Here is a 12757-nt window from a genome sequence, read left to right on the forward strand (position 1 = left end):
TTATGAAAGCGTAGTAGTTTTACTTTTTTACTATATCAAATTTTTAACTATTTTTCATTCCTTTTTTATTCTTAGGCTCTTAGATGTTGATTTCCTTTACAGGAATTTGCGGTCCGGGAGACTCCTCGGCAGAAGCGCGCTTGCATGGCCTCACTATGACACGCTTCTCCCTCAGGAGTTTCCTGCCTCCCACTCAATCACTAAAGTAGAAAATTTAAGATTAAACATGAACACTGCCTATACTTAAGGAATGATCTTTCACACTGAAAGACACACTAATTACTATGGAGGTGAGTATTACATGGCAAAAAACAAGGCAAATCACGTGAGAATGGGAATGAATGATGCTAGTGCTCAAGGCACTGGCGCAGGCTACAATGAGGAATTACAAAACGAGCCATTGTCAGCAGCTCAAAAACAAAACAATAAAAAACGAAAGAAAAATCAATAATATTTAGATTTCAACGACAAAAAACGACGGAATCCCGTCGTTTTTACTGTTTTTGATTAACATCTTCTACTATTTGTTGGAGGTCACGTTGGTATTGTTCCAATCGTTCACGCTGAGTCTCAGATGCGGTTTCTAACGCATTATTAATTTGTTGATACGCTTCATTTACTTCTTGTGTTAAATGTTTTAATTGGTGCCCATAATCAGCATCATCTTTTACAATTGCTTCGTATGCATCGAATGCTTCCGTTGCCCCTTGCTGTGCTGCTTCAAAAGCTTGCTGCTTGTTTTTATTGTATGGCATAAGCACATCAATCCTTTCACTAAAATAAGAAACCATCTATTAGGATGAGTTAAGTTCTTTTAAAATATTCATAAAATGATAAGCATGTTTTTTCTCATTTGACTCATTCTAATTAACAGGAGGGATGCAAAATGACAAACAAAAACACAGGCAAAGATATGCGTAAAAATGCTCCTAAGGGCAATAACCCTGGACAACCAGAACCACTTGATGGATCTAAGAAAGTAAAAAACGCGAATCATACTCGTCAAAAAAACAATCAAGGTCATGACATGTAAGAAAAAGTATAATTATCTTAATTATCCTACACATAACGAAAGAACTAGATAAATTAAGGTTCTTTTCGTTGATGTTTGTAGCGTAGGTATAAAACTAACTTATGATTTTCCAAAAACAGGGATATCCCTGTTTTTTCTATTTTTACATATAATTTCTCAAGTACTTGCCCACTTTAAAATAGAACTCACTTTATTCACATCTAATACGGCATTTGAATAGTTTAATAGGTAAAGGGGAAAAAATTTCCGTTATCCTTAATGGAGGTAAAGTAGAATGAATATTAGAAGATGTTCAAATCCGTTGAACATAAAAGGCATTGAAGAATGGATGTCTCAATTTTTCACTGATCCATTCACTAGTTTATTAGATGAAGAAACATTTAGGATTGATTTGTTTGAAACAAATCAAGAGTACATTATTGAGGCACAAGTTGGAGAAGATGTCTGTATTGAACATGTTATGGTATGTACCAATCAGGAAAGAGTCATCATTAATCTTTCTCTTGAAGAATCCGAAAGTAAGATAAGAGAAATTAGATTACCAATTTGCATCCATAATAAAAAAATTAGCGCCAACCTAACAAATGGAATATTAGAAATAATCATTTCTAAAACTCATCTAAAAACTGAAGAAAAAATTATCATACATCAAGAGTAATTCTTCCCCTTACCTACATTTCCTTTTCATATACACCGGCAAAAAGGGTTGGGTAGTTAAAACCGATACCCAACCCTTCTATTATTTCGAATGTTTCGTTTCTTGATCATGAACAGTAATTAATATCGTTTTCAATTCTACATTTCCACAATGTAAACACTTACTTCTATTATCAGCAATTTGCATACATCTCACACAGTAAAATTTATCCATCGTGTTACCCCTTTTTCTAACATCCTATGCTAGAAAAAGCAGATTGTTTCAAGAATCAAGCAAATGATCATAACTGTTATGATGAATTTTATCAACCTCATTGATCCGATAGATAAAAAACTCATGATCAGAATCCTCATCCAATCTATGTTTTTCCTTATATTCACTTGTGGCTTGCCTTGCCAATTCTTCAGAGGTGAAAACTCCAAGAACATTTGAACTTTCCCCGCATTCTGCACACCCAAGATCTAATACAACATAAAACACGTAAACACCCTCAATCTCTTCAATTAGTATGTTCTACTATACACGCCTCTTCATAAGAATGCTAAAGAGTTGCATATAATTAAATAATTGGAAAGTTGACTGATACCGTTGTCCCGATCCCTACGGTAGAATCAACTTCAATCACCCCATCATGCTGCTGAAGAATTTTAAACGTTGTCATCAAGCCTAATCCAGTTCCTTTTTCAGTCGTTGAGTAATATGGCTGTCCTAAGCTTTGCAACCTTTCCTTAGGTATACCACGACCATTATCAATGAAATAAATCGTCACCTTGGATTTTGAAACGGCACTCTTAATAAGTACAAACCCTTTTTCTGAAATAGCGTCTAAACCATTTTGAATAATATTAAAAAACACCTGCTTTAAAGACTGCTCGTCACCCATGATAAATGGAAGAACAGTATTCAAGTGAGTTTTTATTTCTTTATTATCTAATAGTGCTTTTGATTGTAAAAGTTGAACAACTTGATTTAATAGTTGATCGAGCTTTATCTGTTCCATTTTCATTGCAGAAGGATGAGAAAGTCGTAAAAACTCCGATAACTTCTCTTCTATAGATTGAATTTCATCCATGGTAATAGTCAAAAAAGATTCGTCACATTCCTTTGATTTAGAAAACAACTGGATAAATCCTTTTATTGATGTTAATGGATTACGAATTTCATGTGCTAATGCAGCTGCCAGCTGTCCTGTAATGGCAAGTTTCTCAGATTTACGTAATAAATTATCCTGCTCAACCCTTTGACGAATATCACGCGAAACAGAAATGATTCCAGTTATATTACCCGTTTTCTCATCTACAACAGACTTAATACTTGACTCAAAAGGGATGTATGTTCCATCTTTTTTTCTAAAACGATACGTGATTAATACAGGCTCTCTTTGTTCTAGTACATATCGATGAAAAGCTTCTACGTATTCTTTATCATCCTCATGAATATAATCATATGGCGTATCACCTATTAATTCACTAGGGTCATATCCTAAGATTGCCTTTAAGGAAGGAGAATTATAAATATACCTCCCATCTTTTAAATGTAAATTAATAATATCTGACGAGTTCTCTGCTAATAGCTGATATTGCTGTTCACTTTTCGTCAGAACTCTTTCTAAGTTTTTTTCCTCTGAAATATCAAGTACTTGTGAAAGAAAATATTTCTTCCCTGTTTCACAATCATGAATTAATGTCACATGTAAAGTTCCCCAAATAATATCACCACTTTTATGAAAAAAACGCTTTTCCACTTGAAAAGAATCACGTTGACCTAATTGCATATCTCGAAAAAGCTGAAGATCTAACTGATAGTCTTCGGGATGTGATATATCCTTTAAGCTCATGGTATCCCATTCTATTTCTGAATACCCAATAAATTGATAAAACGCATAATTTACAATGTTTTGGCGGGTATCTTGTTCAAGAATCATTTGTGGTATTCTTGATTCAAAAAAGACCTTCTCAAGAACAGAAGATTTTAGTATCATTTTGCATCACCTTTACTTATTTGAAAGACTAGGCTTGTTAGTATATGGACAGCCTCTATTTATCTAGTTCTATCATCAAAATATCTTTATTGTCTATCTTAAAAAAAGTATATTACCTACTATAACAAGTTTTTCAAATAATAACCATATAATCAGAAAAATCGATCTAGTTTTCCCCATATATATAACAACCAGTAGAATATCTAGTTTCAACTACTACACTAGTATTACATCTATTCTAGATTAGGGGTGCAACAACTAATATTGTAAAAGCACACACAAAAAAGGTGAATTTGAACTAACTCAAATTCACCTTTTCCACTATATAAATATTTGTATCTGTTAAGAAAGAGTAGATTTATTAGAACTTACTTTGGTAGTTTTCAATTTCCCAAGAATGAACAGCAGTACGATAGCTATCCCATTCTGATTTCTTCGCAGACACATATTCACCATAAACATGTTCCCCTAAAGTTTTACGAGCAAATTCACTAGCTTGCAACTCTTGAACCGCAACTTCAAGGCTACCTGGTAAATTATCAATTCCTAGCTCTTCACGACGTTCTTCTGTCATATGGAAGATATCTTCATTAATAGATGCTGGAGCTGTTAATTCTTTCTCAATTCCATCTAAACCAGCTGCAGCAATGACAGCAAAAGTTAAGTATGGATTTGAAGATGGATCTGGGCAACGAAGTTCAACACGTGTCGCCATACCCTTTTTAGCCGGGATACGAATTAAGGCAGATCTGTTAGATGCTGACCATGCGATATAACAAGGAGCCTCATATCCTGGTACAAGACGCTTATAAGAGTTTACTAGTGGGTTTGTGACAGCTGCAAAGCTCTTTACGTTATCAATTAAGCCTGCAATAAATTGGTAAGCTTCTTTCGATAATTGAATTTCGTCCGTTTCATTATAAAATGCATTTTCACCATTTTTAAAGAATGACATGTTTACATGCATTCCAGACCCATTAATTCCAAACACTGGTTTTGGCATGAACGTTGCATGCAAACCAAATTTTTGAGCAATTGTTTTAACAACCCATTTATAAGTTGTTGCTAAATCTGCAGCACCTAAAGCATCCGCATATTTGAAGTTAATTTCATGCTGACCTTCTGCTACTTCATGGTGAGAAGCTTCAATTGTAAAGCCCATTGCTTTTAAAGCACGGTAAATTTCTAGACGTACACGCTCACCAAAGTCCTTAGGAGAAGGTTCGAAATAACCACCATTATCATCTAACTGTTGAGTAGGATTTCCTTCAGAATCCGTTTTGAATAAGAAGAATTCTAATTCAGGACCAACTGAAATTGTATACCCTTTATCAGCCGCACGATCAACCGTCTTTTTTAATACATTTCGTGTATCCCCTTCAAAAGGAGTTCCGTCTGGATTCATTGCCGAACAAAGAAAACGTGCTTCTGAATACCCCTCTTCAACAGACCAAGGTAAGACAGCGAATGTTGTTAAATCCGGTTGTAAATATAAATCAGATTTATTAATTGGTGAGAAACCTTTAACTGAAGATCCATCAAACATTTGCTTCCCAGCTACAACATCATCAAATTGGTCAACCGTTACAGTAATACTTTTTAGAATCCCCTCTAAATCTACAAATTGTAAATGAATTAACTCTACACTTTTAGAGCTAATGATTTCTTTAATTTGCGCAAGAATTTCCGTCTCATTTTTATCTTTTGAAATAACCGCTTCACTCATGTTAGATAACCTCTCATTTCTATGTCGTAATATATAACATGAGTTTATTATATTTAAAGAATGTAAATTTGACAAGTACTTTTGTATTAAATTTTCTGTATTTTTATAAAAATACATTAGTAAGCGTTTTCATATAATGCAGCTTAGTTCTTTGTGGTTTAATGTATCTTTTACATCACCTTTTGTATATTTATCCATTCGAAGCGGCTGAGTATTTGAAAAAATGAGATTAAAATAAGCGACTAAATAAAAAACTTTTCTTGCTAAGCAGAATTTTTGACTTCTCTTTAGCTGATAGTATTATTAGAAACGGAATAACAACTATATAGTTGATAAAGGAGTTTTTAAAATGTCTCAATCTCTAAAAGGCAAAGTGGCTATTGTCACAGGTGCAGGAAAAGGAATCGGGAAAGCCATCGCCGTTGCTTTAGCAAAAGAAGGAGTAAACGTTGGATTAATCGCAAGGACCGAAGCAGACTTAATTGAAACATCAAAAGAGATAAAAGCTTTTGGTGTTCATACAGCATATGCACTTGCTGACGTATCCTCAATGACTCAAGTTAACACAGCAGTTGAAACATTACATAACGAACTTGGTGCTACAGATATCTTGATTAACAATGCGGGTATTGGGAAGTTCGGTACATTTTTAGAATTAGATCCTGAAGAATGGAAAAAAATGATTGATGTTAATTTAATGGGCGTGTACTATGTGACTCGTGCTGTTCTTCCACAATTAATGAACAAAAACAGCGGAGATATTATTATGATTTCCTCAACAGCAGGTCAAAAAGGGGCTCCCGTAACAAGTGCTTACAGTGCTTCAAAGTTTGGTGTTTTAGGATTAACAGAATCATTAGCGCTAGAGGTACGAAAACATAACATCCGTGTATCAGCACTAACTCCAAGTACAGTCGCTACAGAACTTGCCTATAAAGAAAACTTAACAGATGGAAATCCTGAAAAAGTCATGCAGCCAGAGGATTTAGCAGAATATATAATAGCCCAACTAAAATTACACCCAAGGATATTTATTAAGTCTGCTGGCCTATGGTCAACTAATCCATAAAGACAATATTCTCCCCATTGCATTTCAATTAAGAAGTGCAATGGGTATTTTTATCCCCTATTAAAAGGAACCTTCTTCCAATAAGCCCCTTTACTTTCTTCTAAACCTTTTATATAATACAATTAACAATTAACATTATGTTAATTAAAAAATGGATAGGAGTTCGAATGAATGTCAAATGAAGAAGCGTTAAAGTCGTATAATGTTCAAAACTTTCGAACGCCGGATGGCTACACTTCCGATATTGCCGTATTTACCATTCTCTCTTCTAAAGTTGGAGAATTTAAACCTCCTTCCATGAAGCTAATGCTCATGTTAATAAAACGTGCGGAGTTGAACTCTGAAGGACATCAAAATATTGATGCTGGTAAATGGGCCTTACCGGGAGGATTTGTACATGATAACGAAACAGCTCTTGAAGCTGCCAGACGTGAGCTATATGAGGAAACTGGTGTGAGGAATATTCATATAGAGCATTTCGGTGTCTACGATACGCCAAAGCGAGATCCTCGAGGATGGATCATTTCAAATGCTCACTATGCGATTGTACCAGAACATAAACTAGCTGAAAGAAAAGCAAATGATGATGCACAAGATGTAAAGCTAATTTCAGTAGACGAAGTTTTCCACCTGGACCTAGCATTTGACCATTACCAAATTATCACAGATGCAATTCACACGATAAAGAATGATCTTTTGCAAACAAATATAGCTAAAAATTTCTTACAGGAATTCTTTACCTATTCTGAATTACAAGCAGTGCTAAAGACAGTCACAAATGATCCTGCCATTTTAAGTGATCAAGCATTTTCAAGAAAGATTAAATCACTTCCTTTCATTAAAGAAGTGACAGGTAAAAAAACTCAACGAACATCGAAAACCCCTACACAACTTTATCAATTTGTTGATGAGATAAATAGTAGAAGAAGTATTTATACCGCTAGATACTAGTTAAAAACATGGAGGTAATCTTATGAAAAAAGCGTTAATAAATATTGACTATACATTTGATTTCGTAGCCGAAGAAGGAGCATTAACGTGTGGAAAGCCAGGTCAGGAAATAGAGTCTGAACTTACACGACTAACACAATCCTTTATTGATAATGAAGAACTCGTCGTTTTTGCTATTGATAGACATAAGAAGGATGATCCTTTCCACCCTGAAACTCCCCTCTTCCCACCTCATAATATTGAAGGTACCGAGGGGCGTCACTTGTACGGGTCTCTTCAACAAACCTTCGAGCAAAATAAGCATTTAAATCACGTAATGTGGTTGGATAAAACAAGATATAGTGCCTTTGCTGGAACAAATTTAGATTTAGTATTAACAGAACGAACTATAAGAGAGCTTCATTTAGTAGGTGTTTGTACAGATATATGCGTTTTACACACAGCGGTAGATGCTTATAATAAAGGGTATAAAATTGTCATACATGAAAAAGCCGTAGCTAGTTTCAACCAGAAAGGTCACGAATGGGCTTTAGAGCATTTTCAAAGCTCTCTAAATGCCACTATTCAATAGGACTAAACACATAAAAACTAATAACATATTATTGTGAAAAATTGAGCGTATAACGGAGGAACGTTAGATGAATACAATTTACGAGGACGATAGCTTAGCACTTCACACGGATTTATATCAAATAAATATGGCTGAATCTTATTGGGATGATAATGTTCATAACAGAAAAGCTGTATTTGAAGTTTATTTTAGAAGACTACCATTTGGAAACGGATATGGAATTTTTGCAGGATTAGAGAGAGTGATCCATTATTTAGAGAATTTTCATTTTACAGAGTCAGATATTACTTATTTACGGGATGTGTTAGGCTATAAGGATGATTTTCTTGAGTATTTAAGCGGGGTTCGTTTTACTGGAAATGTTTATTCTGTTCAAGAAGGGGAAATGGTTTTTGGGAATGAACCCATTCTTCGAGTAGAAGCTCCCTTAGCAGAAGCACAGCTTATAGAAACAGCCATTTTAAATATTGTGAACTACCAAACACTTATTGCAACTAAGGCTGCTCGTATTAAACAAGTCGTTGGAAAAGATACTGTAATGGAATTTGGCACTAGACGCGCCCATGAACTAGACGCAGCTATTTGGGGCACAAGAGCCGCATACATCGGAGGCTTTCATGCAACCTCAAATGTAAGAGCAGGAAAACTGTTTGGAATCCCTGTATCGGGTACCCATGCACACGCTTTTGTTCAAGCTTATAAGGATGAATATGTCGCTTTTCACAAATACGCCCAACGTCATAAAGATTGTGTCTTTTTAGTCGATACGTATGATACGTTAAAATCTGGTGTCCCTAATGCAATTAAAGTAGCTAAAGAGCTAGGTGACAAAATAAATTTTAAGGGGATCCGATTAGATAGTGGAGACTTAGCCTATCTTTCTAAAGAAGCGAGAAAAATGCTCGATAACGCCGGATTCTACGATACGAAGATTATCGCTTCAAATGATTTAGATGAGGCTACAATTATCAATTTAAAATCGCAAGGTGCGAAAATTGACACGTGGGGTATTGGAACGAAATTAATTACAGCATATGATCAACCCGCTCTTGGTGCAGTATATAAGCTTGCTTCTATTGAAGATGAAAATGGAAACATGGTAGACACGATTAAAATTAGTGGTAATCCTGAAAAAGTTTCAACCCCTGGTTTAAAGAAGGTGTATCGTATTATCAACACCTTAAATCACAAATCAGAAGGTGACTATATTACCCTTCAACATGAAGAACCTGAAGAAGAAGAAAAACTAAAAATGTTCCATCCAATCCATACTTTTATCAGCAAATTTGTCACAAATTTTACGGCAAAGGATTTACATCATCAAATCTTTCATCAAGGAAATTTAGTGTATCAGACCCCTACTCTTCAAGAAATGCAAGCATACACTTCTGAAAATCTTGACCTATTATGGGATGAATATAAACGTGCCCTTCATCCAGAAGAGTATCCTGTTGATCTAAGCCAGAAGTGCTGGGAAAATAAAATGAAAAACATTGAAGAAGTAAAAGAAAAAGTTGCCGAAATGATTCTAAAAACGAAAAACGAAAAAAGGAGCTTTTAGTATGAGCTTACAAAAACAAATTATGAAAGAACTTCATGTGAAAGAAACGATTAATCCGAAAGAAGAAATCGAAGCAAGAGTCCAATTTCTAAAGAATTACGTAAAAAAGACTGGCGCTAAAGGATTTGTATTAGGTATAAGCGGTGGCCAAGACTCCACTCTATCTGGCCGACTTGCCCAATTAGCTGTGGAGGATTTACGTAATGAGGGCTATGAAGCAAAATTCGTTGCCGTCCGCCTCCCATATGGTATACAAAAAGATGAGGACGATGCACAACTTGCTTTATCCTTTATCCAACCAGATAAAAGCATATCATTTGATATTTCAAAAACAGTTGATGCGTTTACTACTAGTTTTTATAATACAACTAACGAACCATTATCTGACTTTAATAAAGGGAATGTTAAAGCTCGTACACGTATGATTACTCAGTACGCTGTCGGCGGACAGGAAGGGTTACTCGTGATTGGAACCGATCATGCTGCCGAAGCAGTTACCGGATTCTTCACTAAATATGGAGATGGAGGTGCTGACCTACTCCCTCTTACAGGATTAACTAAGCGTCAAGGAAAAAGCTTGCTACAGGAGTTAGCTGCACCTGAACGATTATATCTAAAGGAACCAACAGCGGATCTTTTGGATCATACCCCTCTTCAAGCAGATGAAACAGAGCTAGGAATCACATATGACGAGCTAGATGATTACCTAGAAGGAAAACTAGTTTCAGAAGAAATAGCAGAGAAAATTGAAAACCGCTACAAAATGACTCAACATAAACGTGAAGTTCCAGCTTCCATGTTCGATCAATGGTGGAAATAATTTAATAGAGAAAATTCGTCTTACACACTAAAGAAAAAGCAATGAATGTACTCTATATTCATTGCTTTTTACGTTTATACACTCCATTTCACCTGTCACTTTACAATCTGTTTCCTAATCATAACATTCCCCATATTCATTTTTAAGGATATTTTTATTACTATCTTCCCTTTAACAAAGAAGTACCGTAAACTTAAACTGGTATCTTATCGTAGAATATTATAAAGGTGGCTTCTTTTACATGTATTCAAAATGTTTTCATTTATTAACCCGATCTCTAATAATCCACATTAGTAGAGAAACAAAATATCCTCCTCATATTATGCATGTATTGAGAAAAAGTATGGGACACTCTCCCTTCTCTCCTAAGAAAGATCGCATGATTTACTCTATGCCAAAGATCGATGTTTTTCACTCTTTCTTCCAAACTACTAGTCTACAAATAACGGGTTCCTTATTCAGAAAGGTCGTTCTCTCTATATTTGGATTAGATTTATTAGCGATTTCAAACGATGGGGAAGGAGCAAAGCTCACTTCCTATCCAAATGAAATAATGGAGTTAGTAAGTGAAGCATTGAACCTACCTAACCACTCTTCTGATACAATTTCTAAGATTATGTCAATCAGAAAAGCAAAAATTATGGACTTATGTATAAAACAAGGGAATTTCCATACTTACACGGACATGAACGATTTATTGAAAGCAATTTACGGGATTAATTTACAAGGTATTTCTTCCTTAGAGCACGCAAAAATTTCACTTTTCACGAAAAACCAATGGCTCGTTAAAAGCGATACTGATTTGTTTGTCGTTTATACAGGAAAAGGGGATGTAGATGTGAAGGTTTATCCTACTCCATACTTTAGACAAAAATTTAATACAGAAGAAATTCTTTTCAACTTAAAAGAAGAGCTAACTACTTTAGGATATACATATGATAACCTAAAAATTGAGTTTTATTATAAGAATCAAACTGGAGAATCCGTTCCTAATTTATTCAAAGAAGAAACTATAGGTTGTCTTAGAAAGTCCATAACTTATTTTCTAAGCAAGAACAATACATAAAGTACGTATCATTTAATAGTAAAACATTTTGACATACATATACTACTTAAAACAGTATTGCTTAGTCATTAGTTCTTAACATTTCATCACAAATTTAACTATCTCAGAATACTCATAGCCTAGAGGTAGGAGAACAAGGAGTGTATGCTAAATGAAGAATACAAAGACATGTAAAGAGTCCTTGGTTATTAAAACCAGCAGGGTATTCCCTCTAGACACAAACAATCACAATACGTTATTTGGTGGGAAACTTATGAGTTATATTGATGATGTTGCTTCGATTTCTGCAGCTATGCATTCTAGGTGTGAAGTTGTTACGGCTTCAACTGATTCTGTTGATTTCTTAACACCTATACGCCAAAGTGACTCTGTAAGCCTTAAATCGTATGTTTCTTATGTAGGGAGATCCTCAATGGAAGTTTTTGTTAAAGTCATTGCGGAAGATTTAAAAACAGGAGAAAAAAAACTGGCTGCTACCTCCTTTTTAACTTTTGTTGCCTTAGACGATAATGGCAAACCAGTTATTGTCCCTAAAATATCACCTGAATCCGATGAAGAAATCATGCTATATAATACAGCCGAACATCGAATAAAGGTAAGAAAAGATAGACGGGATCATAGTGAAGCATTTGCCAAGGTAGTCATGCTTTAATCACTTTACTACAATTTAATAAAAGGAAACCGTTCAATAATTCTAGCAACCAAGAAGTAAATCACAGCAGCAAGTTTGCTCAAATAGATCTTTGGAAAGTTGAGTTTTTCTTCACTACAGAGGGTAATGAATCAATATCGGTAGCTGGAACAGTAGCTTCAAATCGTTGGCGGTTCTAGGTCATTTCCATCTTGTAGGTCACCCAGGCTTCCTTGTCGTATAAATAATTGTCATAGAGGAAAACTCCTCCAGTCTCATAAGTTTTGGGGAGGTACTCTCTTTTGGCGTCCTGAACCCCTTGAGGATCTAATATTCATTCATTTACTAGTATTGTCAAGTGTGTATAACTTGATATTCCTTCAGGTTTACATCAATAGCAGATGAAAAATATCTGCTTTTTTTCGCTTATGTAGTTGTGCCTTACGTTGCACTTGTATTTAAAGCAAAGAATACAAACTTTTAGAAAATAGCTTCAATCAATAAATAAATTATTAAAAACCCCTTCCTATAAAATGAGGATGGGACATAAATGTTTTTAGTTAATGAGAAACCCGAACTATCAGGTGATATTTCAATGGAAGTCTCCCATTTCGTTTGGTTTTTATTCTTTGTCACTACATTTATTGTTTATATACGATTTGTTAATCGCTAGTGTAATGGAGCGAAAAG

The 12757-nt window shown here is 34.9% G+C and carries 16 protein-coding genes; 11 read left to right on the top strand and 5 right to left on the bottom strand.

What is annotated here, in order from left to right:
• The first annotated feature begins 301 nt into the window (after nucleotides 1-301).
• Entirely contained in the window at nucleotides 302-451 is a 150-nt protein-coding gene (sspO, locus tag A9C19_RS10490; RefSeq protein WP_072579900.1) for a small acid-soluble spore protein SspO, read from the top strand.
• A 43-nt stretch (nucleotides 452-494) separates the two neighbouring features.
• Here the strand turns inward: sspO and A9C19_RS10495 are convergent, their stop codons facing one another.
• A complete protein-coding gene (locus A9C19_RS10495) occupies nucleotides 495-755 on the bottom strand; it encodes a hypothetical protein (protein WP_072579901.1) in 261 nt (86 codons plus the stop codon).
• Between the two features lie 131 nt (nucleotides 756-886).
• Here A9C19_RS10495 and A9C19_RS10500 point away from each other — a divergent pair, with 131 nt between their 5' ends.
• Together A9C19_RS10500 and A9C19_RS10505 are read left to right on the top strand one after the other, a co-directional pair.
• Nucleotides 887-1033, top strand: coding sequence for a small acid-soluble spore protein P (locus A9C19_RS10500; RefSeq protein WP_072579902.1), 147 nt, complete (start codon nucleotides 887-889; stop codon nucleotides 1031-1033).
• A gap of 274 nt (nucleotides 1034-1307) precedes the next feature.
• Entirely contained in the window at nucleotides 1308-1691 is a 384-nt protein-coding gene (locus A9C19_RS10505) for an Hsp20/alpha crystallin family protein (RefSeq protein WP_072579903.1), read from the top strand.
• A gap of 81 nt (nucleotides 1692-1772) precedes the next feature.
• Here the strand turns inward: A9C19_RS10505 and A9C19_RS22435 are convergent, their stop codons facing one another.
• From A9C19_RS22435 to glnA, 4 genes are all read right to left on the bottom strand, one after another.
• Nucleotides 1773-1904, bottom strand: coding sequence for a hypothetical protein (locus A9C19_RS22435; protein WP_267888716.1), 132 nt, complete (start codon nucleotides 1902-1904; stop codon nucleotides 1773-1775).
• A 48-nt stretch (nucleotides 1905-1952) separates the two neighbouring features.
• Nucleotides 1953-2171: a DUF7336 domain-containing protein gene (locus A9C19_RS10510; protein WP_072579904.1), complete on the bottom strand. Its 219-nt coding sequence runs from the start codon at nucleotides 2169-2171 to the stop codon at nucleotides 1953-1955.
• Between the two features lie 79 nt (nucleotides 2172-2250).
• On the bottom strand, nucleotides 2251-3672 hold the full coding sequence (locus A9C19_RS10515; RefSeq protein WP_072579905.1) for a PAS domain S-box protein: 1422 nt from the start codon (nucleotides 3670-3672) through the stop codon (nucleotides 2251-2253).
• Nucleotides 3673-4033: 361 nt separating this feature from the next.
• Entirely contained in the window at nucleotides 4034-5398 is a 1365-nt protein-coding gene (glnA, locus tag A9C19_RS10520; RefSeq protein ID WP_072579906.1) for a type I glutamate--ammonia ligase, read from the bottom strand.
• A 349-nt stretch (nucleotides 5399-5747) separates the two neighbouring features.
• On the opposite strand from glnA, the gene A9C19_RS10525 reads away from it, so the two are divergent.
• The 8 genes from A9C19_RS10525 (at nucleotide 5748) to A9C19_RS22440 (ending at nucleotide 12740) form a co-directional block, all read left to right on the top strand.
• Entirely contained in the window at nucleotides 5748-6467 is a 720-nt protein-coding gene (locus A9C19_RS10525) for a 3-ketoacyl-ACP reductase (RefSeq protein WP_072579907.1), read from the top strand.
• A 171-nt stretch (nucleotides 6468-6638) separates the two neighbouring features.
• Nucleotides 6639-7418: an NUDIX hydrolase gene (locus tag A9C19_RS10530; protein WP_072579908.1), complete on the top strand. Its 780-nt coding sequence runs from the start codon at nucleotides 6639-6641 to the stop codon at nucleotides 7416-7418.
• A 22-nt stretch (nucleotides 7419-7440) separates the two neighbouring features.
• Nucleotides 7441-7989, top strand: coding sequence for a cysteine hydrolase family protein (locus A9C19_RS10535; RefSeq protein ID WP_072579909.1), 549 nt, complete (start codon nucleotides 7441-7443; stop codon nucleotides 7987-7989).
• Nucleotides 7990-8056: 67 nt separating this feature from the next.
• Nucleotides 8057-9550 carry a nicotinate phosphoribosyltransferase gene (locus tag A9C19_RS10540; RefSeq protein ID WP_072579910.1) on the top strand — a complete coding sequence of 498 codons (1494 nt, stop codon included), beginning with the start codon at nucleotides 8057-8059 and terminating at the stop codon, nucleotides 9548-9550.
• 1 nt (nucleotide 9551) lies between these two features.
• Nucleotides 9552-10370: an ammonia-dependent NAD(+) synthetase gene (gene nadE / locus A9C19_RS10545; protein ID WP_072579911.1), complete on the top strand. Its 819-nt coding sequence runs from the start codon at nucleotides 9552-9554 to the stop codon at nucleotides 10368-10370.
• Between the two features lie 391 nt (nucleotides 10371-10761).
• Nucleotides 10762-11436, top strand: a complete 675-nt coding sequence (locus A9C19_RS10550) for a hypothetical protein (protein WP_145925791.1) — start codon at nucleotides 10762-10764, stop codon at nucleotides 11434-11436.
• Between the two features lie 151 nt (nucleotides 11437-11587).
• Nucleotides 11588-12088: an acyl-CoA thioesterase gene (locus A9C19_RS10555; RefSeq protein ID WP_072579913.1), complete on the top strand. Its 501-nt coding sequence runs from the start codon at nucleotides 11588-11590 to the stop codon at nucleotides 12086-12088.
• A 529-nt stretch (nucleotides 12089-12617) separates the two neighbouring features.
• Nucleotides 12618-12740, top strand: a complete 123-nt coding sequence (locus A9C19_RS22440) for a hypothetical protein (RefSeq protein WP_267888717.1) — start codon at nucleotides 12618-12620, stop codon at nucleotides 12738-12740.
• Nucleotides 12741-12757: the final 17 nt, after the last annotated feature.

The organism is Bacillus weihaiensis (assembly GCF_001889165.1).
Taxonomy (GTDB): Bacteria; Bacillota; Bacilli; order Bacillales; family Bacillaceae; genus Metabacillus; species Metabacillus weihaiensis.